We start from the raw sequence: 26,392 nt of genomic DNA, 5'->3' as shown, positions 1-26,392 counted from the left end.
TGATAGCCCATCTCGACAAGACTTGCCAGCCGCGCGACCGCTCAGGAACCGGCTTCCCTCATCTTCGCCCCGAGCTGTTGTTCCCGGATCACCATTCCGCCGGCGACGCCGACTCCGATGACGTACATCCAGCCCTCGTGGAAGTCGAACAGATGCGAGTTGAACAGCGAGGTAAAGACGTTCTGCACCACGACTAGGAGTCCGATCCAATTGGCAATCCCGTCGCCGCGAAACAACCGCAGATGCAATATCCAGATCGCGTAGAGAATGGCGACGCCGATCGCGCCCCATTGCACCGCAACGTTCAGCGTCTGATTGTGCGGGTTGCCGATCACCTCGGCTGACGCCCGCCGCTGACCGGCGGGCGTCGCGACGCGTTCGAACAACCCGCGGGTCGAACCGGTGCCGTGCCCCAGGATCGGCGCCTCCGCGAAGAAGCCGAGCGACTTCCGCCAGAACTCGAGCCGCATGCCCATGGAGGTTGCCTCGCCCCGTTCCACATAGCCGGTGTAATCGGTGGTAAACCTCTCGGCGGTGTGGCGCAATTGCGGCGAGGCCTGCCAGGCGAGAACGGCGCCGACGAGCAGCGCGCCGGAGATGATCGCGATGCTGCGCCATTTGAGGTGAAGCAGTGCAAACACGCCGAACATGATCGGAATAGTGACGAGCGCGGTGCGCGACACCACCACGAAGGTCATATTGATGAAGAAGCTAAGCGCCAGCGCCGTCAGCAACGCGGCGAACCAGTATCGCTTCTCGCGCAACAGCATCACGATCGGATAGGCGAGCGCCACCGCGCAAAGCGCGAATTCCTGGCTCTGGTCAATGTAGTTCTTGACGAAGATGCCGCGCTCGGGCGGATCGGTCTTGAGCGCGAGGTTCGGGTAGAAGGCGACCAGCCAGGACATCACCGACAGCAAGGCGCAGGACACCAGGAAGGCGATGAATATCCAGTGGCCACGCGGCGAGCGCTCGAAATGATAGAGCAGGACCGGCAGCACGAGCAGCTTGACGGTCGGATTAACCGCATAGAAGCGCGCGCCCCACGGGGCATCCGACCACAGCGTCCCCAGCAGCGCGAGAACGACCAGCGCGATCGGCGCAATGCAGATCGGACGCTTCAGGGACTGCAGGAAATCGCGTAGATCGAGGAACGGCACCATGCAGATCAGCATCAGCGCGTTGAAGATCCCCGCAAGCGATGTCGACCAGGGCAGCGAGGCCGCAGTCAGGATCGCAAACAGATCGACCGTTTCACGCCAGGCCGCCGGACTGCGCAGGCGCCGCCGCAACATCTGGCCGGGGGTCTCGCGTGCGAGCGCCGTCACTTGCCCCCTCCCCGAGCGCGATGAACCAGCGCCGTCGTGCTGAAGCCCTGGAGGATGTCGACCAGCACGACTGCCCCGCCCGCGGCCTCGACCACCTCATGGCCGACGACCTGTTCCCGTGTGTAGTCGCCGCCCTTCACCAGCACGCCGGGCTTGATCCTGGTGATCAGGTCGATCGGCGTGTCCTCCGTGAAGATGACGACGAGATCGACGGCCTCCAGTGCGGCGAGCACCTCGGCACGCGCGCGCTCGTCCTGGACCGGACGATCGGCACCTTTCAGCCGCCGCACCGAGGCGTCGCTGTTGAGCCCCACGATCAGGCGGTCGCAGGCGGCGCGCGCCGCGGTCAGCACCTTGACGTGGCCGGGATGCAGGATGTCGAAACAGCCGTTGGTGAAGCCGACGCGCAGGCCCTGCCTGTTCCAATCGGCGAGTTGCACGTCGAGGGCGGCCGGATTGAGCACGATCTTCTCTTCGGCCGCGAGCGTGGCATGCGGCAGGATCTTGCGTCGCAGCTCGGCCGCGCTGACGCTGGCGGTGCCCTGCTTGCCGACCGCGACGGCGGCGGCGGCGTTGGCCATACGCAGTGCCGTGTCCCAGTCCGCTCCGGCCGCGAGCGACACCGCAACCGCAGCGGCGACGGTGTCACCGGCGCCCGAGACGTCGCGCACCTTCACCGGGACGGCCGGCACGTGGACGGCCCCGCCATTCCGCGGCACCAAGGTCATGCCGTGCTCGCCCTGGGTGACCAGGATCGCCTCGCAATCGGCGAGCCGCATCACATCCTCGCTGGCCTCGACGATGCTCTGCACCGTGTCGGCGCGGCTGCGGGTCGCTTCCGAGAATTCCTTGCGGTTGGGCGTGAGCAGCGTGGCGCCGCGATAGATCGCCCAGTTCAGGCTCTTAGGATCGACGATGACGGGCTTGCCGAGCTTGCGTGCGGCATCGATGGTGTGGCGGATCACGCGCGCCGTCAGCACGCCCTTGGCATAGTCGGACAGCAGCACGATGTCGGCGCGCGCGATCTGCGGCAGGATCGCGTCGATCAACTTCGTTTCGACCTCGTCGGACGCAGCCAGCGCCTGCTCCCAATCGGCGCGCAGCATGTGCGTGGAAAAATGTTCGGAGACGAAGCGGACTTTTCGCGTGGTCGGCCGCGAGGCGTCGCGCACCAGCACGCTCTCGATGCCGGCTTGATCATTGAGCGCGGCCTCGAGCCGCGTGCCGGCGTCGTCGTCGCCGACGAGGCCGACGAAGATGCAGCGCGCGCCGAGCGAAGCGACGTTGCGCGCGACGTTGCCGGCGCCGCCGACGTGGATCTCGCTGCGCTGGGCGGCGATGACGGGCGCCGGCGCTTCCGGCGAGATCCGCGACACCTCGCCGTAGACGAACTCGTCCAGCATGATGTCGCCGATGCACAGCACCGTACGGCCTGAGATGGCTTGCGCGAGGGCATCGAAATCGAGAATGGGCGTCGGCATGGTCGAAAGGCCTCAGCGAAAGCGGTCGGGCCGGTCGAGATAATCCCCGACATAGGCCTTCACCGCGTCCTCGAGCGTCGTGAAGCCGCCGTTATAGCCGGCGCGGAGCAGACGATCGACCTCGCTCTGGGTGAAATACTGGTAGCTGTCCCGGATCTGCTCGGGCATGTCGATGTATTCGATGTTGGGCCTGGTGCCGAGCGCCGCATAGGCAGCCAGCATGAGGTCCTTGAAGCTGCGCGCCTTGCCGGTGCCGACGTTGAACAGGCCGGACGCCGACGGCGTCGCGAGCAGCCAAAGGACCACGCGCACGACATCGTCGACATAGATGAAATCGCGACGCTGATCGCCGTCGGCGATGCCCTCGCGATGCGACTTGAACAGCTGCACGACGCGGCCTGCCCTGACGTCGTCGAAGCGCCGCGCCAGCACGCTCATCATCGAGCCTTTGTGATATTCGTTCGGCCCGAACACGTTGAAGAATTTCAGGCCGGCCCATTGCGGCGGGAGCCGATCGCCGCGCGCCACACGTTCGGCGACAGCGAGATCGAACAGGTGCTTGCTCCAGCCGTAGAGATTCATAGGCCGCAACTTCTTCAGCGCCGGCAGCGAGGAATCGTCGTCGAAGCCTTCCGTGCCGTCGCCATAGGTCGCCGCCGAGGACGCGTAGATGAACGGCACGGCATTCATCGTGCACCAGTCCAGCAGGCGCATCGACAGGCGGAAATTGGTCTCGACGACGAGATCACCGTCGGTCGCCGTGGTCGCGGAAATCGCCCCGAGATGGATCATGGCCTCCAGCTTGCGGCCCTTCAGCCAGTCCATCAGCTCGGTCGGGGGAACGATATCCACAAGCTGCCGCTTGGCGAGATTGCGCCATTTGCCTTCGGTTCCGAGGAGATCGCAGATCACGACGTCGCTGCGACCGGCCTCGTTCAGCGCGGCCACGACATTCGATCCGATAAAACCGGCCCCGCCGGTCACCAGCAACATTCCACCTACCTGCCCGATTTTAGGTGCCCGATCCTGCCCTAGCGCATGATCCGCCAAAGTGTAAGCTGTTTTGGGATTGCTCTTCTGCCGCCTTTACCTGCCGGCCCGGAGCGGCTAACCGAGCCGCCATATCGGCACGTGTTCGGCCCTCATAACGAATGAATATTGATTCGCAATTTGGTAGTGATGCAGATCGGAGCGACACACGCCCGATCCTGATCGTCCCCTACATGTGGATCGGCGATTTCGTGCGGAATCACACCGTCGTGCGGGTCCTGAAGGAGCGCTGGCCGAACCGGCCGGTCGATCTCCTCACCACCTCCCTGTGCGCCCCGCTGGTGGACTACATGCCCGGGGTGCGCGCCGGCATCGTCTGGGATATGCCGCGCAGCCGGCTGGCCGTCGCACGCCAGTTCGGCTTGGCAGGGCTGCTGCGGAAACAGAATTACGGCACTGCCCTGGTGCTGCCCCGGACCTGGAAAGCGGCCATCGCGCCGGCACTCGCCGGTATTCCTGAACGGATCGGCTTCGTCGGCGAGTTCCGGTTCGGCCTGCTCAACCGCTGGCGCTGGGGTGAGAAGAAGCTGCCCCGCTTCATCGACAAGAACGCCGCCCTCGCCCAGCCCGACGGCGCGCCCCTGCCCGCGGAATGGCCGGTACCGCAACTGCGCGTCCCGGCCGAGGAGATCGCCCGGTGGCGCGAGGCCAATGGTCTCGGTGCCGGCGCCGCGGTGGCACTCGCCCCGGGCTCGGTCGGCGTCTCCAAGCGCTGGACCTCTTATCCCGAAGCCGCCCGCCTGCTGGTCGAGCGCGGCCTCGAGGTCTGGGTGGTCGGCGGTCCCGCCGAAAAGGAGCTCGCCCAGGAGATCGTCGCCGCCGGCGGCCCGGGCGTCCGCGATCTCACCGGCTCGGACTTGCGCAACGGCATCCTCGCCATGGCCGCCGCCGGCGTTGCCATCTCCAACGATTCCGGCCTGATGCACATCGCAGCCGCCCTGGGCACGCCGACCATGGGCATCTTCGGTCCCACCAGCCCCTATCTCTGGGCCCCGCTGAACGGCCTCGCCGCGACACTGGTGCAGGACAAGGAAAAGCTGTCCTGCCAGCCCTGCCAGAGCACGGTCTGCAAGGTGAACGACCACCGCTGCATGCGGAATATTGCGGCAAGCGAGGTGGTGGGGATTGCGGAGATGGTGCTGGGGGAAGCGGGAAGCGGGTGACGAACTGAGGCGATCGTGGCTCGGGCCGATGATGACATCCTGCCACTGTTTTGCCCGACGAGTCAAAATTCGTTCGAAAAATCCGCAATCTCTCGAACTCTCCGCCAACTCCTTGATTTTGCTGACCCCGGCTACTGTGCATGGGGTTGTTTTCGCGGTTTTGTTTGCGACAGGCGAAAACGGCCTCAGAGCAGCGGCCGATAGACCGCGCCGATCCGCGCCGCCTCGGCATCGAGGCTGAACTTCTCGAGCACCCGCGCCCGCCCGCGCTCACCCATCGCGGTCGCCGCAGCCACATCACGCATCAGCGGCTCGAGCGCCGCAGCGAGCGCGTCGGCATCTCCCGTCGGGATCAGCACGCCGGTGACACCATCCTCGACGACGAGCTCCGCCGCGCCGGCGCGCGCGGCCACGAGCGCGCTGCCCGCCGCCATCGCCTCGATCAGCGTCAGCCCAAAGCCTTCGTTGCGCGAGGTGAAGGCGTAGATGGTCAGGCGCTGATACCAGCGCTGCACTGCTTCGATCGGCAGCTCGCCGGTGATGACGACGCGCGATTGCAGGTTTGCTGCTTCGATGCGCTTCTTCAGGTCGTTGGCAAAGGGCGTCTGCTCGGCCGTGACCTGCCCGACGATGACAGCAGTGAAATCCGGATAACGCGGCAGCAGACGGCACATCGCATCGACGAACAGATCGGTGCCCTTCTGCGCACGGACGCGACCGAAGCAGCCGATGGCGTAACGGCCGGGCAGCGCGGCTTCCGCGAAAGCCGCAGCGCGATCGGCGGGCGGCGCGTAGACGTCGGTGTCGACGCCGTGCGGGATCACCGTCGCCTTCACCTTCAGGAACGAGGCCGAGAGATCTGACGTTGCGATGATCGCGTCCATGCGCCGGATCAGCCAGCGCGTGATCCAGCTGTGATGCCGCTGCGCCGCCGAGGTGAACACGAGCTTGAGCGGCCAGCCGAGCGCGCGCAAGCCAACCCCCGCGATCATCTCGTTGTTGCGGCGCGCATGCCAGATCACAGGCCGCTTGCGACGCCATAGCTTGAGGAGATCTCCGATGCTCAGGCGCGCGATCCCCGCCGGCGCGTCCGAGCCGAACCAGGCGGCGCGGTACAGCTTTGCCAGCCGCGGCGCCACCATCCGGTTGGTCGCGGTGACCCCGGAATAGCGCCTGTGCAGATTTGGCACGATCAATTCGAGATCGCCGGGGAAACCCGCCACGTCACACTCCATTTCGCAAAGTCCCTATACGCAACATTAAGCATAGTGACCAGTTCAGCTGTGCCGATACCCCCTCTTCACCACGCAAGCGCTAGCCTTGCGCGCTGATCGAAGACGGGTGAGATCATGACTGTGCTAGTCACCGGCGGCGCCGGCTATATCGGAAGTCATACGGTCCTGGCGCTGGCGGAAGCCGGCGAGGACGTCGTCGTGATCGACGATCTCTCCACCGGTTTCTCGGCCTACCTTCCCGAAGGCGTGCCGCTGTTCATCGGCGATGCCGGCGACGAGAACCTGCTCGAAGGCGTGATCGCCCAGCACGACATCGAGAGCATCATCCATTTCGCAGGCTCGGTGGTCGTGCCGGATTCGATGCGCGATCCGCTCGGCTATTACCGCAACAACTTCACCACCGCGCGCAACCTGCTCAACGTCGCGGTCAAGCGCGGCATTGGCCGTTTCATCTTTTCCTCGACCGCTGCGGTCTACGGCAATCCGGACCAGGTGCCGGTGCCCGAGCACGCGCCGACGCGGCCGCTGTCGCCTTACGGCTCCTCGAAGCTGATGACCGAGATCATGCTGCACGACGTTGCAGCCGCCTACGGCATGCAATACGTGACCTTGCGTTACTTCAACGTCGCCGGCGCCGATCCCCAGGCGCGCATCGGCCTTGCCACCGTCGGCGCCACGCACCTGCTCAAGATTGCGGTTGAGGCCGCCACCGGCCAGCGCGCCAAGATTGACGTGTTCGGCACCGACTATCCGACCCCGGACGGCAGCTGCATCCGCGACTTCATCCACGTCACCGACCTGTCGCAGGCCCATCGCTCGGCACTCGCTTATCTGCGCAATGGCGGCGCCTCGTCCACGCTCAATTGCGGCTATGGCCGCGGCTATTCGGTGCTGGAGACCATCGACGCGGTGCGCCGGGTTTCGGGCCGCAGCTTCGCCGTGCAATACGCCCCGCGCCGGCCCGGCGACATCATGACCATGGTCGCCGACACCAGCCGCATCCGCAGCCTGCTCGACTGGCGGCCGCAATACGACGACCTCGAGACCATCGCAGCCCATGCGCTGGCCTGGGAGGACAAGTTGTTCCGCGAGCGCCACGGCGAGCTCCGCCACGCGGCCTCCGCCTAGAATCATCCCAAGCGCAAGCCCTTAATTGGGCTTGAAAAACCCGGCTTGAGCGGGCACAGAGGCCCATCGATCCCTGACGCGCGGGCAGGCTTTTGTCCTGCGCCGTCAATGGACACCGGATGGCCCAGTTTCCAAAGAAAATCACCGACGATCCCTACGCGGCAGCGGTCCTGATTCGCCGCCTGATCACGGAACAGGGCATCGTCTATTGGCGGCGCTATCTCGTCGCCTTCGCGCTGATGGCGCTCGCCGCCGGCGCGACCGCAGGCGCGACCTACGTGCTCGGCCAGGTCATCAACCAGGCCTATGTCGACAAGAACATCCCGGGCATCGCGATGTTTTCGGGGATCACGGTCGTTCTGCTCTTCATCAAAGGCGTGGCGACCTACGGCCACATGGTGATCCTGACCAAGATCAGCAACGCCATCCTCGCCACCAACCAGCGCCAGCTGTTCGCCAAGCTGATGCGCGAGAGCGTCGGCTTCTTTTCCGAGCGGCACTCCTCCGAATTCCTGGCGCGGCTGACCGCCGGCGCCAAGTCGATCACGGACGTGCTCAACATGCTGGTCAACGCCGTCGGGCGCGACCTCCTGATGCTGCTCGCCATGATCGGCGTGATGGTGTGGCAGGATCCGCTGATGTCGTTCATCGGCCTCGTCGCAGTGCCCCCGGCGATGCTGGTGCTGCGCAAGCTGGTCAAGCGCATCAAGGGCCTCGCCTTCAACCAGTTCACCGGCACCGCCGACATCATGGAGACGATGCAGGAATCGCTTCAGGGCATCCGCACCGTCAAGGCGTTCACGCTCGAAGAGACCATGCAGAGGCGCATCGACGAGAACATCGCGGTCGTCGAGCGCAACGCCAACAAGATGGCCCGCGTCGCCAACCGCTCCAACCCGCTGATGGAGATGCTGGGCGGCTTCGCCGTCGCGGGCTGCCTGATGTATGGCGGCTATGCCGTGGTCGCGCTGAACGCCACGCCCGGCGCGTTCTTCTCCTTCATGACCGCATTCCTGATGGCGACCGAGCCGGCCAAGCGGCTGGCCCGGCTCAACATCGATCTCAACAGCCAGCTCGTCGGCGCCCGTATGCTGCTCGAGGTCGTCGACAGCCCCGCGAGCGAGCAGTCCGACGATGACAAGCCGGCGCTGAAGCTGACAGATGCCCGTATCGAGCTGCGCGATGTCAGTTTCTCCTATCGCTCGGGCGAGACGGTGCTCAACCGGATGAGCTTCGTCGCGGAGCCCGGCAAGGTGACTGCGCTGGTCGGCCCCTCCGGCGGCGGCAAGTCGACCGTGCTGGGCCTGCTCCTGCGCTTCTACGAGGTGACGCAGGGCGACATCGTGATCGACGGCCAGCCGATCTCGTCGGTCTCGCGCAAATCGCTGCGCGCCCAGACCGCCTATGTCGGCCAGGACGTCTATCTGTTCCGCGACACCATCCGCAACAACATCGCCTTCGGCAAGCCGGACGCCAGCGAGGACGAGATCGTCGAGGCGGCGAAGGCGGCCTGCGCGCACGACTTCATCACGGGCTTTCCGCTCGGCTACGACACGCCCGTCGGCGAGCACGGCACCCAGCTCTCGGGCGGACAGCGCCAGCGCATTGCGGTCGCGCGCGCGCTGCTCAAGAACGCGCCGATCATCCTCCTGGACGAAGCCACTGCCGCGCTCGATTCCGAATCCGAGCGGCAGGTGCAGGAGGCGATCGAGCATCTCTGCCAGAACCGCACCACCATCGTGATCGCGCACCGCCTGCACACCATCATGCACGCAGACAGCATCCTGGTGGTCGAAGGCGGCGAGATCGTCGAGCAGGGCCGCCATGACGAGCTGCTCCGTCGCGGCGGCCGCTATGCCTCGTTCTTCCGCCTGCAGCATCACGACGCCGGCGCTCTGGCGCCGATCAGCGCAACCGCATAGAGTTCGTTCCACCTCAAGAGCAGCGAGACCCGCATGAACGCCGCCTCCTATGTCATCCCGCTTCCGCCCCAGGCTTCGCTTCCCGTCGTCGGCGAGAGCGGCCGTTATCCGGTACGCCGCATCTGGTGCGTCGGCCGCAACTATCTCGAGCACATCCGCGAGATGGGCAATGACGAGCGCGCCCCGCCGTTCTTCTTCGCCAAGCATGCCGACATGCTGGTGCCCGACGGCGCCACCATTCCCTATCCGCCTCTGACCAAGGATCTGCATCACGAGGTCGAGCTGGTCGTCGCGATGAAGAGCGGTGGACTGAACATTCCCGCCGACAAGGCTCTGGACCACGTCTACGGCTACGCCGTCGGCATCGACCTCACCCGGCGCGATCTCCAGATCGCCTCGCGCAAGAAGGAGCGCCCGTGGGAGATCGGCAAGTCGTTCGACTATTCGGCGCCCTGCTCCGCGCTGCAGCCGGCCTCGAAGATCGGCCATCCCTCCAAGGGCAAGATCTGGCTGACGGTCAACGGCAAGGAAGCGCAGAAGGGCGACCTCACCGAGTTGATCTGGAACGTGCCCGAGATCATCTGGCAGCTCTCCCAGCAGGTGAAGCTCGCCGCCGGCGACATCATCATGACCGGCACGCCCGCCGGCGTGTCGCAGCTCCAGCCTGGCGACAAGCTCGAATGCGGCGTCGACGGCATCGGCACGCTGAAGGTCAGCATCGGCCAGCCGGAATAAGGCTCGCTGCAGCTCGACTCAAAAGGCTCCGGAATGGGGCCTTTTGCATGTCGATCGTGCACGCGGTCGAGCTACCAGGCCTTTACCGGCCGATTGGCGTGGCTCGCCTGCGGCACACCGCGATTGAGCGACATGTGCGAATGCACGCACAGCCAGCCATCGCCGTTCCTCGAAAACACCATCGTCGCGCGGCCTGGGCGCGCGAACGTGCTGCCATCGGGATGATAGCCCGTGCTCGTCCACGGCGCGACGACGGTTGCCATCATACCGTCCGGTGATGCCAGAACGGAGGTCTGATCGAGGACGAAACGGAAGTCGGTCGTCTTCGGCCAGACATTGTCCCATTGGGTTTTGACCCATTGATCGAGGCCGGGGATGACGTCGCTATGGGTGCCGAAGGCGAGCACGTCCGGATCGAAGAGCGGCCGCGCCGAGGCGTAATCGACCTCTCGGACATAACCCGCGAAGGTGTCCAGCCATCGGCGGAAGAACTGCGTGATCTCAGTATTCGCGGTCGGCAAAGAGGTCATCACCTGCTCCACATTCGGCAACTCAATCACGGCGATCTTTGTTGCCATGGGCCGGACGATCCAGCAAGATTTGTGCTCCGGGATCACTCGATCGCGACAGGTGTCACGTCACAGCCGGGTTCGATGCTTCGACATCGGCCGGCTCCATTTTGTGGGAGCCAGATTCATGAACCGCGTCCTTCTGCTTGCAGCCTCCCTCCTCCTCACGGGCAGCACAGCCGGCGCGCAGTCCAGTCAACCCTATGCCGGCCTTGAGAAGCGCCCCATCAAGGCGCTGTCACAGCAACAGATCGACGATCTCCGCGCCGGACGCGGTATGGGCCTGGCTCTCGCTGCGGAGCTCAATGGATATCCCGGTCCCAGCCACGTCCTCGAGCTCAGTGATCGTCTCGGCCTGACCGCCGATCAGCGCGCCGAGGTTCAACGGCTGTTCGATGCCATGAAACAGGAAGCCGTTCCGCTGGGTAACAAGCTCGTCGAGCAAGAGAGAGCGCTGGAAGACCTCTTCTCTTCCCGCAGGGTCACATCGGAAGCGCTCAAGACCAGCATTGGCGCCATTGCCGAAACTCAGGGGCAGCTCCGCGAGAGCCACCTCAAATACCACCTCTCAACCGCTGCCGTGCTCGATCAGAGCCAGATGCAGCGATATGCAGAGTTACGGGGCTATCAGCGTCCCGACGGCTCCGCAGGGCACAAGCACAAGCACCATCATTAGACAATGCCGACCGAGATCAGACGATCGCGCTAGGGCGGATCGAGATGAGGCAACGGCCGACCAAGCTTCGCTGATCCGCCCCGCGCATTTGCCTCAATTCAGTGCCGAATACACGATCAGGCCGAGGATCAAGGCCGTCAGCGAGTATTTGAGCGTGTAGTAGACGTTGCGGTTCCACTCCTTCACCTTGCGGCTGGCAAGGTGGATCTCGTAGAGCTTGCCGAACACCTTGTTGAGCACGCCGACGTGCTCACCGTCGACATTCTGGGTCGCCGACGCCTTGACGATGTGATGGCTGACCCAGCGGTTGATCGCGGTCATGAAGCCGTATTTCATCGGGCGCTCGACATCGCAGAACAGGATGATGCGGTTGACGTCGGTCGCATTCTCGGCGCTGTGGATGAAGGTCTCGTCGAACATGAAGGCCTCGCCATCACGCCAGACGCATTCGACGCCATCGACGAGGATCCGGCACTTGTTCGAGTTCGGCGTGACCAGGCCGAGGTGATAGCGCAGAGAGCCGGCGAAGGGATCACGGTGAGCGCCGAGCTTGCCGCCGGGCGGCAGCATCGCGAACATCGCGCCATGCACGCTCGGTATCGATTTGAGTAGCTCCACCGTCGTCGGGCACAGCGTGTTCGCCGACGGCAGGAAGTCGTCGTACCATTTCAGGTAGAACCGCTTCCAGCCGCTCTTGAAGAACGAGTAGAAGCCCCAATCGTTGTTCTTCGCCGCCGCGCGGATAAAACCTTCATCGAACAGGCGCACGGCTTCGTCGCGGATGGTCTCCCAGTTCTCGCGGAGGGGCTTCAGCTCCGGAAACTGATCGACCGAGATCACCGGCTTGTTCGGCACCGCCGACCCCGCATACATCAGCACATTGTAAGGTGCGAGATAGGTCGAGTGATCGCCGAGCTGGCGCGCGAAGCGCAGCCGCTGCTTGCCGCGGAAGTGGACGTAAATCGTCGAAGCCGCAAGCACGTACAAAATGACGAGCTGCGGCGCAAAAAGCTGTTTCAACATTTCCCCAATCCCCAAGTGACCCAGCCGGGGTGTCGTGTAGCCCGACCCGGCCGGAGCGGCAAGATATTCACCGCTGGGTTGCAATCACGCCGGGGAGAGCAAGGGGATGGACTGGGGTCTAAACCGGCCGAAACGAGCCGAATCAAGCCCGCGACAGCGCCTGCAGGCCCTTGAAGGTCAGGCGCTTGGGGTCGGTGACGCCGGCGAGATAGAGGCGGCGGATGAAGGCGATGACGGCGTCGCGGTCGCAATCGGTCAGCGCGACGACGGCGTCGACCGCTATTCTCTGGGCTTCCATTGGGCTCACCTCGGCCTTGCGAGTAACCCCGGCCGAGACAGGGTAGGACTCATCCGTTAAATCGGCGTTAACCGTTCCGGAACCATCGCCGATTCAGCCGTCCCGCCGTATACGCGAAACCGCGCATTGCGGAGGCATGAAGCGGCTCAACGCGCCTTGGTGCTCTGCTTCAGCAGCGCAAACTGCTTCTTCAGCCGGGGCACGGCGAAGTCGGTGAAGGCGCGCACCTTGGGCACCGAAAGCCGGCCCTGCGGGCAGATCAGATGCGCCGGCATCTCCGGATCCTCGTCGTCCGCCAGCACGATCTCGAGCTCGCGGCGCGCGACCTGCTCGGCCACTTGGTACGAATACATCCGCGCCACGCCGCGCCCGGCCACAGTGGAGGCCACTGCCGCATAGGTGCTGTTGACGACGAGCCGCGGGGTGAACTGCACGGTGCGCGGCGCCGATGAGCCCGGCTGCGGCGCAAAGGTCCAGGAATTGGGCAGATGCGCCATCGCGACGATCTGGTGTTTGGCGAGATCGCCCGGCTCGGTGATGCGCGGATGTTGTTTCAGGTAGCGGGGAGCTGCCACCACGACGCGGCTGATCCCGCCGACCCGCATCGCCACCATCGCCGAATCCGCCAGCGGACCGATGCGAAGCGCGATATCGACGCCTTCCTCGATCAGATTGACCGCACGGTCGAACAGCAGGAGTTTTGCCGATACGGTCGGATAGGCGTCGAGAAACGCGTCGAGGATCGGCCGCAGTACCATCTCGCCGGAGACCACCGGAGCGGTGATCGTGAGCAGACCACGCGGAGCCGTGCGCGGTCCGGCCGCGATGTCCTCGGCCTCCTCCAGATCGGTGAGCACGCGGCGGCAGATCGCGACATAACGCTCGCCTTCCTCGCTCAGCTTGATCGAGCGTGTCGTCCGGTGCAGCAGCTCGGCGCCGACCCGCTGCTCCAGAAAGGCGATGGCGCGGCTCACCGCAGCCGGCGATCGGCCGAGCTTGCGTCCTGCGGCAGCCAAGCTGCCCTCGTCCACCGCAAGGACAAACACCTTCATCGCGTCCAGACGATCCATGCGCTCGCCGCAGCCCCCTGAGATTTCGGCTGAAAGCTAGGCGTTTGCGCCGGCTGCGACAACCTCCGCAAGGATCGATCCGGCATTCGTTCGCGTCGCGAAAGAGTGTCTGCCGGGCAGCGGATATTCGCAAGCAAGCCGCCGCAGCGTACCTCAACGCCCAAGCCAGCCGCCGCCTGGCGCAGGTTTTCAAGCCAACAACAGGAGCCCGTCATGGGTATCGAGCAGAAGGTCGCCATCATCACCGGTGCATCGCAGGGTATCGGCGCCGCCCTGGTCCAGGGTTTTCGCGATCGCAACTATCGCGTCGTCGCAACGGCGCGCTCCATCAAGCCGTCGGGTGACGACGACGTCCTCGCCGTTGCAGGCGACATCGCCGAGCGGTCCACCGCAGAGCGCGTGGTGTCGCAAGCGATCGCCCGCTTCGGCCGAGTCGACACGCTGGTCAACAACGCGGGCATCTTCGTCGCAAAACCGTTCACCCAGTACACGGCCGAGGACTATGCCGCAGTTATGGGCACCAATGTCGCGGGCTTCTTCAACATCACGCAGCTTGCCATCGCCGAAATGGAGAAGCAGGGGTCTGGCCACGTCGTCCAAATCACGACGACGCTGGTCGATCAGGCCAATTCGAATGTGCCCTCGGTGCTGGCCTCGCTGAGCAAGGGTGGGCTGAACGCCGCGACCAAGTCGCTCGCGATCGAATACGCCAGGCGCGGCATCCGCGTGAATGCGGTGTCGCCCGGCATCATCAAGTCGCCGATGCACCCGGTCGCGACGCATGCCCAGCTCGACGCACTGCACCCGGTCGGCCATATGGGGGAGATGTCTGACATCGTCGATGCCGTGCTCTATCTCGAGGGCGCCTCCTTTGTCACCGGCGAAATTCTGCATGTCGACGGCGGCCAGAGCGCCGGCCACTGAGAGGAGGAGAACCACGATGCCCATCGTCACCATTAAAGTGACCCGCGAGGGAACGGCGCCGGGTGCGGCGTCGCTCACGGCGGAGGAGAAGGCCGCACTGATCAAGGGGTCGAGCGAGCTGCTGCGCGACGTGCTCGGCAAGCCGCTCGAGTCCACCTTCGTCGTGATCGAGGAAGTCGACACCGACAATTGGGGCTGGGGCGGCGTGCCCGTGCAGGAATTCCGCCGCCGCCGCGCCACGCAGACAGGATGATCTGCACGCCGTCGCGCGCAAGAGGATGACATGACCTCGGCACGATCGTCGGCCCGCTCGTCGCCGACCATCTCGGCGACCGCTCGGGTTTTGGTCCCGCCCTTCGCGCAGGCGAGTTGCATCACCTGGCACTGGGCTTTGTCATGCTTTGAGCAAGCGACCTCAGCAACTCGGTTTGCTTCAGGACCAACTCACATTGCTTTCGCGCATGCGTGCCCGACAGCTCAACCAACTCTGCCAGAGTCTTTGCACGCCCTAGCTCCCGCGCATACTCCAAGGTCGCGCCCGCATTGACCTTCATCAGTTCGAGCACGACGGTGCGACACTCGGCTGCCGTCCCAATCGCGTCGATGAGATCGCTTTCCACGACGACGGTTTCATTGGCCTCTGATGTCACACTGGCCAGCCGTGATTTTGCGAGGTCGTTGGCGAAGTTGAGCGTAGCGCTCATGCCGTCCAAAGCGCGGGCTTGATACTCCTTGGCCATGGCCACGATGAGATCAGTGCTGCTCGGAGGTTCAGGTCTTGCAACAATGACGCTGGCCGCTTCTTGTGCCGGAACAGTCATAGGAGCAGGGGCTCCTTGCGCGATCTGCGGCGCATCTTGCGGGAAGACGGCGAATGAGCCCGGCGGCATGGCCAAGCCCTCGTCGACCGCACGGCTCACTTCCGCCGCCAGTTCCAGCAGCGAGCGACGCCCGGTGCGTGCAACGTCAGCAGGCAGCTTTGAGCGCGCCTTTCCCATAATCATCCGACTCCTCGGCCAAGTGCGCCGCGATCCAACCCCACAAACTTACAATTTCGTCCGAAGCTTTGCCCGCCAGTGCGAACTCCGTCACGCCCAACCCTGCTCCGAGTGCATCCTGGTGATCCTTACGCTGCGCAATAAACGGGAGTGCAAGCACGCCGAGCGAGCTTAGCGATGTGGCAGCTTCGCTCAGCCGGCACCCTCGCGACGGTGTCTGATTGAGGATAAAGGCAAATCGGCGGTTGAGCCTGCGAATGGCGATCAGTGTAGGAATTGCGGCTTCGATATCGGCCGGGCTCGGGCGCGCCGGGATGAGACAGAGATCGGCGCAGGCGATGACGCGCATCGCCAAGCCGTTGGTCGTGGCAGCTGTGTCGATGATGGCAAGCGAGACGCCTTCGGCCTTCAGCCGCGCGATCAACGGTTCGATCTCGGCTGGATCGGCAACGCGCTCGACGCGGGGATAGGGATGATCGCGGCGCTCTTTCCATTTCGAGATCGTACCTTGCGCGTCCGCCTCAATGAGAGCGACGCGCTCAGCTCGCTGCATTGCTGCCACCGCCAGTCCAACGGACAGCGTTTCCGCCTTTTTGCGTGACCAGGGCAAGGACGTGCATGTCCCGCGCTCCCCTTGAAACGGCAACAACGCGGAACTCAGACGTTGCCGGAAATAAACTTCTTGCAGCGCAAAAAAATACTACCGCAAGTCGCGATTCGTCTCAAGCGAACGCGAGGCTATCCCGGCATCCTACGTAGCAAGATCAGGAATACTGCATCACGCCATCGTCGATCCGACCGAAGCGCAACGAGACGATGTCGAGCGCGTAGTTCTGGTGGAGCCGCCAGGGCCGCTTCGAGCCCTGCTTCGGCATCTTGGCAATCGAGCGCTGCACGTAGCCCGAGGTGAAATCGAGCGAAGGCTGCGCGGTGATAGTGGGATCATCGTTGTGCGGCATGCACTGGCGGAAATTGTGCCGGTCCATGTAATTGATGAGGCGACAGACATATTCGCAGGTGAGGTCGCATTTCAGCGTCCAGGACGCGTTGGTGTAGCCGAAGGCCGAGGCCATGTTCGGCACGTCGGCATACATCATGCCCTTGTAGGTCAGCGTGTTGGCGAAATCGACGGAGCGGCCGTCGACGCTGACCTCGAGGCCACCGGCGACCTGGAGCACCAGCCCGGTCGCCGTCACGATGATGTCGGCCGCCAGCTCGCGGCCGTCCTTCAGACGGATGCCATCATGCGTGAAGGTCTCGATCTCGCTGGTGACGACGCTGGCGCGCTGCTCGCGGATCGCCTTGAAGAGGTCACCATCGGGCACGAGGCACAGCCGCTGGTCCCAGGGATTGTAGCGCGGCGTGAAGTGGGTCGCGACGTCGTAGTCCGGGCCGAGCGCGATCCTCACGCCCTTGAGGATGAGATCCTTCACCTTCGCCGGCCTGCGCCGGCTGAGCTGGAAGAAGAACATCCCCCACATCACGTTGCGCCAGCGGATCAGGTGATAGGCGAACTTCGCCGGCAGGTTGCGGCGCAGCTTGTTGGCGACGGGATCCTGCGCCGGCCGCGACACCACATAGGTCGGCGAGCGCTGCAGCATGGTGACCTGCTCCGCCTGCTTGGCGAGCTCCGGCACCAGCGTTACCGCTGTCGCGCCCGAGCCGATCACGACGACACGCTTGCCCGCGTAGTCGATGTCCTCGGTCCATTTCTGCGGATGCACGATGCGGCCGGCGAAATCAGCGGCGCCCTTGAACTCCGGCGTATAGCCCGCTTCGTATTTGTAATAGCCTGAGCACATGAACAGAAAGTTGCAGGTGAAGCGCACCAGCTCGGTCGCGCCCTCGCCCGTGATGCGCTCGGCCTCGACGGTCCAGCGCGCATCCGGCGTCGACCACGCCGCGCGCTTGACGCGGTGGTGGAAGCGGATGTGCTTGTCGATGCCGTTCTCGCTAGCAGTCTCGCGCACGTAGTTCAGGATCTGCGGCCCGTCGGCGATCGCCTTCGGATCGGTCCACGGCTTGAACGAATAGCCGAGGGTGAACATGTCGCTGTCAGAGCGGATGCCGGGATAGCGGAAGAGGTCCCAGGTGCCGCCGATGCAATCGCGTCCCTCGAGGATGACGTAGCTCTTGGCCGGACACTTGGTCTGCAGATGATAGCCGGCGCCGATGCCTGATAGCCCGGCGCCGACGATCAGCACGTCGAAATGTTCTTGTTGCATGGTTTCCTCCGCCGGGGCGGATTGTCCGCCTGCCGCTGCTGGCCGTCAATCGGCAATCAACGTGCCGCAACTGCAAAGCGAGTTGAATTCCATGCCCCGAAACAACAAAGCCCCGGATCGCTCCGGGGCTTTGTGTCGATGGTTGGTCGAACCGGTGGCTCAGTAGCGGTAGTGGTCCGATTTGTACGGGCCTTCCTGCTTCACGCCGATATAGTCGGCCTGGTCCTTGCGCAGCTCGGTGAGCTTGACGCCGATCTTGGAGAGGTGCAGGCGGGCGACCTTCTCGTCAAGCGTCTTGGGCAGCACGTAGACCTTCTTCTCGTACTTGCCGTCCTTGTTGTTGGCGAACAGCTCGATCTGCGCCAGCGTCTGGTTGGTGAAGGACGCCGACATCACGAAGGACGGATGGCCCATCGCGTTGCCGAGGTTCACGAGGCGGCCCTCCGACAGCAGGATGATGCGGTGCTTGTCGGGGAACTCGATCTCGTCGACCTGCGGCTTGATGTTCGTCCACTTCAGATTGCGCAGAGACGCGATCTGGATCTCGTTGTCAAAGTGGCCGATGTTGCAGACGATGGCGCGATCCTTCATCGCGCGCATGTGCTCGATGGTGATGATGTCCTTGTTGCCGGTGGCGGTGACGAAGATGTCGGCCCGCGGCGCGGCGTCTTCCATGGTCACGACCTCGTAGCCTTCCATCGCCGCCTGCAGCGCGCAGATCGGATCAACCTCGGAGACCATGACGCGGCAGCCGGCCTGGCGCAGCGAGGCGGCCGAGCCCTTGCCGACGTCGCCGAAGCCGGCGACCATCGCTACCTTGCCCGACAGCATCACGTCGGTGCCGCGGCGGATGCCGTCGACCAGCGATTCACGGCAGCCATAGAGGTTGTCGAACTTCGACTTGGTGACGCTGTCGTTGACGTTGATGGCCGGCCACAGCAGCGTGCCCGCTTTCTGCATGTCATAGAGACGATGCACGCCGGTGGTGGTCTCTTCGGAGACGCCCTTGATGCTGTTGGCGATCCCGGCGAAGTAGCCCTTCGGCTTTTCCTTGAGCTGCTTCTTCAGAAGCGCGAAGAATACTTCCTCTTCCTCGGAGCCGGGCTTGTCGAGGAAGGCGGTGTCGCCGTTCTCCGCGCGCAGACCGAGATGGACATACATGGTGGCGTCACCGCCGTCATCGAGGATCATGTTCGGGTGACCGCCGCCGTGCCAGTCGAACAGCTTGGCGGTGTAGTCCCAGTACTCGGTCAGCGTCTCGCCCTTGACGGCGAAGACGGGAATGCCGGCGGCGGCGATCGCAGCGGCAGCGTGATCCTGCGTCGAATAGATGTTGCAGGAGACCCAGCGGATGTCGGCGCCGAGCGCGGCGAGCGTCTCGATCAACACGCCGGTCTGGATCGTCATGTGCAGCGAGCCGGCGATGCGCGCGCCCTTCAGCGGCTGCTTCGGGCCGTACTCCTCGCGGGTGGCCATCAGGCCAGGCATCTCGGTCTCGGCCAGCGAGAGCTCCTTGCGGCCGAAATCGGCGAGCGAAATGTCCTTGACGATGTAATCGGTGAAGCCGGGCTTCGCGTTCATGAGAGGTTCCTGTTTGTTTGGCCCGTCATTCCGGGGCGCTCGTGACACGAGCGAACCCGGAATTCGGAGGTTCGAGATTCCGGATTCGCCGCCGTCGCGGCGCCCCGGAATGACGCAAGAGAACTAGAGCGCGCGCTTGAGCTGCTCGACGAGGTCGGTCTTCTCCCAGGAGAAGCCGCCCTCATTGTCGGGCGTGCGGCCGAAATGGCCGTAGGCCGAGGTGCGCGCGTAGATCGGCCGGTTGAGATCGAGATGAGTGCGGATGCCGCGCGGGGTGAGGTCCATCGCCTTGGCGGCGGCCTTCTCGAGCTGATCTTCCGAAACCTTACCGGTGCCGTGGGTGTCGATGTAGATCGACAGCGGACGTGCCACGCCGATGGCATAGGCCAGCTGCAGCGTGCAGCGGTCGGCAAGGCCGGCGGCGACGATGTTCTTCGCGACGTAGCGTGCGGCATAGGCCGCGGAGCGGTCGACCTTGGTCGGATCCTTGCCGGAGAACGCGCCGCCGCCATGCGGGGCCGCGCCGCCATAGGTGTCGACGATGATCTTGCGGCCGGTCAGGCCGGAATCGCCGTCGGGACCGCCGATGTAGAACTTGCCGGTGGGGTTGATGTGCCAGATTGTCTTCGCGGTGATCCAGTCCTTCGGCAGCGCCTCGCGCACATAGGGCTCGACGATCTCGCGAACCTGGTTCGAGCTGAGGTCGGGAACCAGATGCTGGTGCGACACGACGATCTCGCGCACGCCGACCGGCTTGCCGTTCTCGTACTGCACGGTGACCTGGCTCTTGGAGTCCGGACCCAGCACCTTCTCCTTGCCGGAGTGGCGGGCTTCCGAGATCAGGCGCAGGATCTTGTGGGCGTAGAAGATCGGCGCCGGCATCAGATCGGGCGTCTCGTTGGTGGCGTAGCCGAACATGATGCCCTGGTCGCCCGCGCCTTCTTCCTTGACCTCGCCCGGCTGCAGCGCATCGACGCCCTGGGCGATGTCGGCCGATTGCGGATGCAGGAGGATCTCGATGTCGCAGGTCTTCCAGTGGAAGCCTTCCTGCTCGTAGCCGATGTCCTTGATCGCGCCGCGCACGACGCTCTCGATCTGCTCGTTGGTCACCGACTTCGGGCCGCGGGTCTCGCCGGCGATCACCACCTTGTTGGTGGTCGCGAGCGTCTCGCAAGCGGCGCGGATTTGCCAGGGGTCGATGCCCGCCTTAGGCCCTTCACGGTAGAACAGGTCGACGATCTCATCGGAGATCCGGTCACAGACCTTGTCCGGATGGCCCTCGGACACGGACTCGCTGGTGAAGAGATAGGACGCGCGCATCAGTAACCCCTTGTTCCGCCGCTAGCCGGCGGGCGTTTGCGATGTTTACTTTTGATGATGTCAATCACGCCGGCGCGAGATGACGTAGGATTCGTCGAGAAACCAGAGCCCGTTGTACTTCCGCAGCACATCCCTGGCGGCATCCAGAGTGCGGCCGTTTTGAGTCATTTCTGTCAATCGGTCGTCCTCAATCTGAGCGACATACACCGCCGCATTCCACGCTGCAAAGGCCGTCGAGGTTCCGATGGTGCCGGTGACCTCGTTGGGCAGAGCTTCCATATCATACCTGAAGATCGAACGATTGTCCGCGTATGCATTAAAATTTAAGTCGCGGCCCACCGATCCAAGTTCATACTTAACGGCACGCAGTAGCTCATGACGGCTGACTGAGAAAGGATTTTCTCCCGGCCAGATCGCCTGGATCATTTCCATGCCCGGATCCTGCCCATGGGAGTGGATACCGATCAGCCTGCCGCCCGGCCGCAGCGCCCGCGCCAGAGGTGCAATGATCCGCTTGGCCCGGAAATTGACCGATGACAGGGCCCGGTACGGCTGGGATGCGATGACGAGGTCGAAATTGGCCTCAGTCTGGCCCGGCCGCGGAATGGTCGAATCGAGCAGGAACCGGTGATCCTCGCGATAGAGCACGAGGACCACCGGCCGCTCGTAGAGCGGCATGGCAGTGCGTGGGCTGATCGCAGCGCGCCAGTTCTGCTCCAGAAAGGGCCTCAGTTCCGCGATCTGCTGCTCGAACTCGCCCGACGAAGCGCCGCGGAGCGGCACCTCATGCCAGACGGTGGCGGCCGCCGCCGCGGGCGACGCTGGCGTCAGCCAGGGCGCCTCGGCGTAGAACATGTTGGTGAACACGAACACCGATGCCGGGTGCTCGAAAATGCGGTCCGGCACCTTCTCCAGCGTCAGGCGCAAATCCTCCAGGCTGAGTTCCTTGCCCGCGACGTAGAACGGCATGTGCGGAAAGCGCTGGTGCGTGGCGCGCAGCACCCGCGCCAGCACCGTTCCGTCGCCGACGCCGGCGTCGAACAGGCGCAGCGCCGGCGGGCGCGGATGGATGGAGGCAAGCTCCAGCGCGACGCGGTCCGCGATCACCCGCTTTTCGCTGCAGGTGTGGACGAACAGCAGGTATTTCTGGCGGTTCTCGAAGAAGCGGAAATTGCCGCGTGGATCGCGCTTCTCGGGCGGCACCTGAAGTCCCCGCGGCGGCGGCACGCCGCCGGCCATCGACGCCGCCATATAGGCCTGGATCCGCTCCAGCGTGTCGATGGTGATGCGCTTTCCCTCGCGCAGGCGGTGCACCAGCTTCCCATCGTTCACCGCGCGCCGGCCGAACGTCGATTCCGCCATGTCTGCCTTGCGGCAGAAGTCGGTGATCTGGCTCAGGATTTCGTCGTTCTTCATGAGTGGGAAATCGGTGGGCAGACGGATTGGGACCAATCTCCTAGCAAAATCTGCCCACTGAGGGAATAGCGGATCCAAGCGCCTCCTTCACAGTTTGCTCCGGCCGCGAGCCGCGCCCCACTCTGGCCCCGCCGAGCAACAACTGGCGCTTCTCCTCTGATCGCCTCCTTACCGTGCGCGCCTGCCCGGTCGCCCTGCTCGCCGCGATCCTGTGGTCCGCCCGCGGTCGCGCAGGCACGCGCAATCAGCTCGAGCCGAGCTGCACGGCGGACACGACGCCGGCAGACAAGATGATCAATGCCTGCGAAGGAATCATCACGTGGGAGGTGCAGGGGCACGGCCCGCCGAGCGGCACGAGCTCAATCGCGGCAAAGCCAGGCGCGGCAAGGCTCGACCCCGAAGAACAAGCACGTGCCCATGGTCGAACTCCTCTCTGTGGGGGTCTATCTGGCGGAGAAGTGACTCGTGCCCGGACGCAGCGCAGCGCTTCTCAGCGGTGCGCTGCAGAGCTGAGGCCTATAGCTCCGCGCAGCAAGTCGAGCAGCATGGGCCCCGGCTCTGCGCAGCAACGCTGGAGCGTTGCTGCGCGTCCGGGACACGGGTGAGCCTTAACGGCGGAGCCTTACTGCCCCCACACTTCCTTCGCGATCTCGACCGCGAGGCTGAGCTTGGCCCACTGCTCCTCCTCGGAGAGGATGTTGCCCTCTTCCGTCGAGGCAAAGCCACATTGCGGCGACAGCGCGAGCTGCTCCAAGGGCGCGAACTTGGCGGCTTCTTCCAGGCGTCGCTTGATGTCGTCCTTCTTCTCGAGCTCGCCGAACTTCGAGGTGATGACGCCGACCACGACAACCTTGTTGCCCTTGGGCAGGAAGCGCAGCGGCTCGAAGCCGCCGGCGCGGTCGCTGTCGTACTCCAGGAAATAGCCGTCGTAATTGGTGCCGGCGAGCATGGTCTCGGCCACCGGCTCGTAGCCACCCGAAGAAATCCAGGTCGAGCGGAAATTACCGCGGCAGACGTGGGTCGTCACCACCATGTCGGCCGGCTTCTCCGCCAGCGCGTAGTTGATGATGCGCGCATAGATCTGTTGCAGCCCATCCGGATTATCGCCGCGCTCGCGTGCCTTCTGCAATTCGTCCTGCGAGCAGAGATAGGCCCAGACGGTGTCGTCGAACTGGAGATAGCGGCAGCCGGCGTCGTAGAACGCCTTCACGGCCTTGCGGTAGGTCTTGCCGAGATCTTCGTAGAAGGCGTCGAGATCGGGATAGACGTCCTTGGAGATCGACTTGCGTCCGCCGCGGAAGTGGAGCACTGCCGGCGAAGGGATCGTCATCTTGGCGGTGACGTGAGCCTGGTCGGCGACCTTCTTCAGGAAGCGGAAGTGGTCCAGCATCGGGTGGCTGTCTGGAAAGTCGAGCTTGCCGATGACGCGGACCGCATCGTGACGGGTCTGCACGCCCGTGAACTGGATGCCGGTGTCGGGGTGAAACAGCTCGCAGCCGGTGAGCTTGGCCAGGAAGTCGAAATGCCACCAGGAGCGGCGGAATTCGCCGTCGGTCGCGAGCTTCAGCCCGATCGAGGCCTGCTTGTGCACGACCTTCTCGATCTCCATGTCCTCGATCTTGCGCAGATCGTCGGCCGAGATCTCGCCCTTCTCCAGCCGGCTACGGGCTTCCTTGATCTTGAGCGGACGCAGGAGGCTGCCGACCTCGTCGGCGCGGAAGGGGGCTGTGGTTCGCTGCATGTGTTACTCCCTGGACATCTTAGTGGGCCGCCGCCCCGGCGACGCCGAGATGGCGCTCCAGGACAGAGGGGTCGGTCTTCAGCGCGGCGCTCGGAGCGTCGTGGACGATCGTTCCGCGCTCCAATATCACAACGCGATCGGCGAGCCCCAGAATCTTTTGGGCATTCTGCTCTACGATGATCGAGCAGATACCTCCGGACCGGGTGATGGTCCCGATCGCCTTCAAGAGTTCCTCGACGATGATGGGCGCAAGGCCCTCCATCGGCTCGTCCAGCAGCAGGACTTTCGGATTGAGGGTAAGTGCGCGACCGATCGCCAGCATCTGCTGCTCGCCGCCGGAGAGCTGGTTGCCGAAATTGCTCCGCCGCTCCTTCAGCCGCGGGAACATCTCGTACACCTTCTCGACCGTCCAGGGACCGGGCTGCGCTACGGCGGTCATGTTCTCTTCCACCGTCAGCGAGCGGAAGATGTTGCGCTCCTGCGGCACCCAGCCGATGCCGGCGCGCGCCCGCTGGTCGGGCCGCATCGCCGTCACATCGGTGCCGGCCAGCGCAATGGAGCCTGCGAAGCGGCGCGTGACGCCGACGATGGAGTTGATCAGCGTGGTCTTGCCGGTGCCGTTGCGCCCGAGCAGCGCCAGCACCTGTCCTTCGGCGAGGCGGAGCGTCATCTTCGGCAGCACCACCGCCTCGCCGTAGCCGGCGCGAAGCGAATCGATCGCGAGCAGGTCAGACATCGACCGCCTCCTCGCCGAGATAGACCGCCTTCACCTGCGGATCGCGCGCGACCTCTTCGGGCGGGCCTTCGGTCAGCAGCGCGCCCGAGACCAGCACCGAGATGCGATCAGCAAAGGAGAACACGAGGTCCATGTCGTGCTCGATCAGGAGCACGGTGACGTCCCGCGGCAGGCTGCCCACGACGGCGAGAATGTCGTGGCGCTCGCTCTCGGGCACGCCGGCGGCGGGCTCGTCGAGCAGCAGCACGCGCGGCTTGGCCGCAATGGCCACCGCGATCTCGAGCAGGCGCTGCTTACCGTAGGGCAGCGTCACGGTCTCTTCGTTCATGACGTCGAGCAGATGGAAGCGGGAGAGCAGATCGGCGGTCTCGCCATTGACGTCACTGCGCGTGCCCATCCGTCGCCACCAGTCGCCGCCATGGCCGAGGCGCTCGGAGACCGCGAGCCCGATGGTCTCCAGGGGAGTCAGGTCCGGGTAGAGCTGGTTGATCTGGAACGTGCGCGACAACCCGCGCAGCACGCGCTTGTGCACCGGCAGATCGGTGATGTCCTGACCTTCGAGCAGGATGCGGCCTGCGTTCGGCTTCAGCACGCCGGTGAGCTGGTTGATGACCGTGGTCTTGCCGGCACCGTTCGGACCGATCAGCGCGTGGCGGGCGCCCTGCTCGACCTTCAGGGACAGATCGCGGGTGACGCGCAGGCCGCCGAACTGCTTTTCGAGATTTTGGGTTTCGAGCGCGATGGTCATGAATCGCTCTCCGGCACGGCGACGACCGCCTTGCGGCCCGCAATCTGCCTGATGATCAGGTTCGGCACATACAGCACCCAGCGATGCAGGCGCTGGCGGCCGACCAGCACGATCACGACCAGCACGAGGCCGATCCAGAACTGCCAGTATTGCGGCGTGATGGTCGAGAACAATTCCTGGAGCAGGCGGAAGATCACCGCGCCGACCAGCCCGCCGTAGAGATAGCCGGTACCGCCGATCACCAGCACCAGCATCAGGTCCGCGGAGCGCTCGAAGGCGAACACGTCGAGCGAGGCGATCGCGGTCGTCTGGGTGAACAGCGCGCCCGCAATGCCGGAATAGAACGCAGCCAGCGTATAGATCGCGATCAGGCGGCGGTTGACCGGAATGCCAATGGCGGCGGCGCGGAGGGGATTGTTCTTGATGGCGCGCAGCGACAGGCCGAACGGGGAATGCACGACGCGGCGGGCGAACAGGAACAGCAGGAACAACACGGCCAGCGAATAGAAGAAGCCGGCCTTGCCGAACATGTCGAACGGGATCTCGCCGAAGATCGGCTGCATCTCGATGCCCTGCAGGCCGTCGGTCCCACCGGTGATATTGGAGAAGCGCTCGGCGAGCGCTTCCAGCAGCAACGCAATGCCGAGCGTCACCATCAGGCGCGTCAGGTCGACGCCGCGGATCACCAGAAAGCTGGTGGCAAAGCCGAGCACCATGGCGGCAAGGCCGGCGACGATCAGCGCCAGCACGGGCTCCTTGACGATGCCGTGCAGCGCCAGCAGCCCCGCGGCATAGGCGCCGACGCCGAAGAAGGCGGCATGGCCCAGCGAAACGATGCCGGCATAGCCGAGGATGAGATCGAGCGACATCGCGAACAGCGCGAGGCGCAGGATGTCGGTCATGATCAGATAGCGCGACGGAAATGCGAAGCCGCAGGCCAGCACGATCAGCCAGAAGGCGATTTCGCCGTAGTGCCAGCGCGCCTGGCGCTGGGCATGGTAGCCGACGTCGGAGGCAGCGCTCAT

Annotated in this window: 25 protein-coding genes; 7 read left to right on the top strand and 18 right to left on the bottom strand. The window is 64.5% G+C overall.

Annotated elements, in window-relative coordinates; genetic code table 11:
* Positions 1 to 41: 41 nt before the first annotated feature.
* From I6F09_RS26055 to rfaD, 3 genes are read right to left on the bottom strand one after another with little or no spacing between them, the layout of a single operon-like run.
* A complete protein-coding gene (locus I6F09_RS26055) occupies positions 42 to 1,328 on the bottom strand; it encodes an O-antigen ligase family protein (protein WP_225189394.1) in 1,287 nt (428 codons plus the stop codon).
* Complete coding sequence (gene rfaE1 / locus I6F09_RS26050; RefSeq protein ID WP_225189393.1) at positions 1,325 to 2,809, bottom strand: D-glycero-beta-D-manno-heptose-7-phosphate kinase; 1,485 nt, start codon at positions 2,807 to 2,809, stop codon at positions 1,325 to 1,327. Before rfaE1 ends, I6F09_RS26055 begins: the two co-directional genes overlap by 4 nt.
* Before the next feature lie 12 nt (positions 2,810 to 2,821).
* Positions 2,822 to 3,802: an ADP-glyceromanno-heptose 6-epimerase gene (gene rfaD / locus I6F09_RS26045; protein ID WP_225189392.1), complete on the bottom strand. Its 981-nt coding sequence runs from the start codon at positions 3,800 to 3,802 to the stop codon at positions 2,822 to 2,824.
* Positions 3,803 to 3,960: 158 nt separating this feature from the next.
* Here rfaD and waaF point away from each other — a divergent pair, with 158 nt between their 5' ends.
* On the top strand, positions 3,961 to 5,022 hold the full coding sequence (gene waaF, locus I6F09_RS26040; RefSeq protein ID WP_225189391.1) for a lipopolysaccharide heptosyltransferase II: 1,062 nt from the start codon (positions 3,961 to 3,963) through the stop codon (positions 5,020 to 5,022).
* A 185-nt stretch (positions 5,023 to 5,207) separates the two neighbouring features.
* On the opposite strand, the gene I6F09_RS26035 is transcribed toward waaF, so the two are convergent.
* Positions 5,208 to 6,245: a glycosyltransferase family 4 protein gene (locus tag I6F09_RS26035; RefSeq protein WP_225189390.1), complete on the bottom strand. Its 1,038-nt coding sequence runs from the start codon at positions 6,243 to 6,245 to the stop codon at positions 5,208 to 5,210.
* A 126-nt stretch (positions 6,246 to 6,371) separates the two neighbouring features.
* Between I6F09_RS26035 and galE the strand changes: the two genes are divergently transcribed.
* The 3 genes from galE to I6F09_RS26020 all read left to right on the top strand — a co-directional run bounded on the left by galE (position 6,372) and on the right by I6F09_RS26020 (position 10,042).
* A complete protein-coding gene (gene galE, locus I6F09_RS26030; protein WP_036015779.1) occupies positions 6,372 to 7,385 on the top strand; it encodes a UDP-glucose 4-epimerase GalE in 1,014 nt (337 codons plus the stop codon).
* 119 nt (positions 7,386 to 7,504) lie between these two features.
* The gene (locus I6F09_RS26025) at positions 7,505 to 9,307 is read left to right on the top strand and encodes an ABC transporter ATP-binding protein (protein ID WP_225111890.1); all 1,803 of its coding nucleotides are present in this window, start codon (positions 7,505 to 7,507) and stop codon (positions 9,305 to 9,307) included.
* A gap of 33 nt (positions 9,308 to 9,340) precedes the next feature.
* A complete protein-coding gene (locus tag I6F09_RS26020; RefSeq protein ID WP_036029941.1) occupies positions 9,341 to 10,042 on the top strand; it encodes a fumarylacetoacetate hydrolase family protein in 702 nt (233 codons plus the stop codon).
* Between the two features lie 71 nt (positions 10,043 to 10,113).
* Here the strand turns inward: I6F09_RS26020 and I6F09_RS26015 are convergent, their stop codons facing one another.
* Positions 10,114 to 10,572, bottom strand: a complete 459-nt coding sequence (locus I6F09_RS26015; RefSeq protein ID WP_225112031.1) for a nuclear transport factor 2 family protein — start codon at positions 10,570 to 10,572, stop codon at positions 10,114 to 10,116.
* Between the two features lie 166 nt (positions 10,573 to 10,738).
* On the opposite strand from I6F09_RS26015, the gene I6F09_RS26010 reads away from it, so the two are divergent.
* Positions 10,739 to 11,287, top strand: coding sequence for a periplasmic heavy metal sensor (locus I6F09_RS26010; RefSeq protein ID WP_036015773.1), 549 nt, complete (start codon positions 10,739 to 10,741; stop codon positions 11,285 to 11,287).
* A 93-nt stretch (positions 11,288 to 11,380) separates the two neighbouring features.
* On the opposite strand, the gene I6F09_RS26005 is transcribed toward I6F09_RS26010, so the two are convergent.
* The 3 genes from I6F09_RS26005 to I6F09_RS25995 form a co-directional block, all read right to left on the bottom strand.
* Entirely contained in the window at positions 11,381 to 12,310 is a 930-nt protein-coding gene (locus tag I6F09_RS26005; protein ID WP_225111891.1) for an aspartyl/asparaginyl beta-hydroxylase domain-containing protein, read from the bottom strand.
* Between the two features lie 142 nt (positions 12,311 to 12,452).
* Positions 12,453 to 12,608: a hypothetical protein gene (locus I6F09_RS26000; RefSeq protein ID WP_007612486.1), complete on the bottom strand. Its 156-nt coding sequence runs from the start codon at positions 12,606 to 12,608 to the stop codon at positions 12,453 to 12,455.
* Between the two features lie 146 nt (positions 12,609 to 12,754).
* On the bottom strand, positions 12,755 to 13,678 hold the full coding sequence (locus I6F09_RS25995; RefSeq protein ID WP_036043273.1) for a LysR family transcriptional regulator: 924 nt from the start codon (positions 13,676 to 13,678) through the stop codon (positions 12,755 to 12,757).
* A gap of 213 nt (positions 13,679 to 13,891) precedes the next feature.
* On the opposite strand from I6F09_RS25995, the gene I6F09_RS25990 reads away from it, so the two are divergent.
* Positions 13,892 to 14,602, top strand: a complete 711-nt coding sequence (locus tag I6F09_RS25990) for an SDR family oxidoreductase (RefSeq protein ID WP_036015767.1) — start codon at positions 13,892 to 13,894, stop codon at positions 14,600 to 14,602.
* 16 nt (positions 14,603 to 14,618) lie between these two features.
* Positions 14,619 to 14,855: a 4-oxalocrotonate tautomerase family protein gene (locus I6F09_RS25985; RefSeq protein WP_193375002.1), complete on the top strand. Its 237-nt coding sequence runs from the start codon at positions 14,619 to 14,621 to the stop codon at positions 14,853 to 14,855.
* 121 nt (positions 14,856 to 14,976) lie between these two features.
* Here I6F09_RS25985 and I6F09_RS25980 read toward each other — a convergent pair whose 3' ends face one another.
* The 10 genes from I6F09_RS25980 to I6F09_RS25935 form a co-directional block, all read right to left on the bottom strand.
* Positions 14,977 to 15,606 carry a phasin family protein gene (locus I6F09_RS25980; RefSeq protein WP_225189389.1) on the bottom strand — a complete coding sequence of 210 codons (630 nt, stop codon included), beginning with the start codon at positions 15,604 to 15,606 and terminating at the stop codon, positions 14,977 to 14,979.
* Positions 15,569 to 16,210 carry a ParA family protein gene (locus I6F09_RS25975; RefSeq protein ID WP_225189388.1) on the bottom strand — a complete coding sequence of 214 codons (642 nt, stop codon included), beginning with the start codon at positions 16,208 to 16,210 and terminating at the stop codon, positions 15,569 to 15,571. Before I6F09_RS25975 ends, I6F09_RS25980 begins: the two co-directional genes overlap by 38 nt.
* A 154-nt stretch (positions 16,211 to 16,364) precedes the next feature.
* The gene (locus I6F09_RS25970) at positions 16,365 to 17,825 is read right to left on the bottom strand and encodes an NAD(P)/FAD-dependent oxidoreductase (RefSeq protein ID WP_225142535.1); all 1,461 of its coding nucleotides are present in this window, start codon (positions 17,823 to 17,825) and stop codon (positions 16,365 to 16,367) included.
* A 159-nt stretch (positions 17,826 to 17,984) separates the two neighbouring features.
* Positions 17,985 to 19,406, bottom strand: coding sequence for an adenosylhomocysteinase (gene ahcY / locus I6F09_RS25965; protein ID WP_036015760.1), 1,422 nt, complete (start codon positions 19,404 to 19,406; stop codon positions 17,985 to 17,987).
* A gap of 123 nt (positions 19,407 to 19,529) precedes the next feature.
* A complete protein-coding gene (gene metK, locus I6F09_RS25960; RefSeq protein WP_128266405.1) occupies positions 19,530 to 20,726 on the bottom strand; it encodes a methionine adenosyltransferase in 1,197 nt (398 codons plus the stop codon).
* Positions 20,727 to 20,786: 60 nt separating this feature from the next.
* Entirely contained in the window at positions 20,787 to 22,142 is a 1,356-nt protein-coding gene (locus tag I6F09_RS25955; protein WP_057028724.1) for a hypothetical protein, read from the bottom strand.
* Positions 22,143 to 22,764: 622 nt separating this feature from the next.
* Positions 22,765 to 23,883, bottom strand: a complete 1,119-nt coding sequence (locus tag I6F09_RS25950) for a cobalamin-independent methionine synthase II family protein (protein ID WP_036015736.1) — start codon at positions 23,881 to 23,883, stop codon at positions 22,765 to 22,767.
* A 19-nt stretch (positions 23,884 to 23,902) separates the two neighbouring features.
* On the bottom strand, positions 23,903 to 24,619 hold the full coding sequence (locus I6F09_RS25945) for an ABC transporter ATP-binding protein (RefSeq protein WP_036029900.1): 717 nt from the start codon (positions 24,617 to 24,619) through the stop codon (positions 23,903 to 23,905).
* Positions 24,612 to 25,367 (bottom strand): ABC transporter ATP-binding protein, encoded by a 756-nt coding sequence (locus I6F09_RS25940; RefSeq protein ID WP_036043305.1) that lies wholly within the window; start codon positions 25,365 to 25,367, stop codon positions 24,612 to 24,614. Before I6F09_RS25940 ends, I6F09_RS25945 begins: the two co-directional genes overlap by 8 nt.
* On the bottom strand, positions 25,364 to 26,392 hold the full coding sequence (locus I6F09_RS25935) for a branched-chain amino acid ABC transporter permease (RefSeq protein ID WP_225158238.1): 1,029 nt from the start codon (positions 26,390 to 26,392) through the stop codon (positions 25,364 to 25,366). The genes I6F09_RS25940 and I6F09_RS25935 overlap by 4 nt, the downstream gene beginning before the upstream one ends.

Source organism: Bradyrhizobium sp. IC3195 (assembly GCF_020193585.1).
Classification (GTDB): domain Bacteria; phylum Pseudomonadota; class Alphaproteobacteria; order Rhizobiales; family Xanthobacteraceae; genus Bradyrhizobium; species Bradyrhizobium yuanmingense.
The sequence above is the reverse complement of the archived record's forward strand: the minus strand, read 5'-3'. Positions and strand labels throughout refer to the sequence as shown.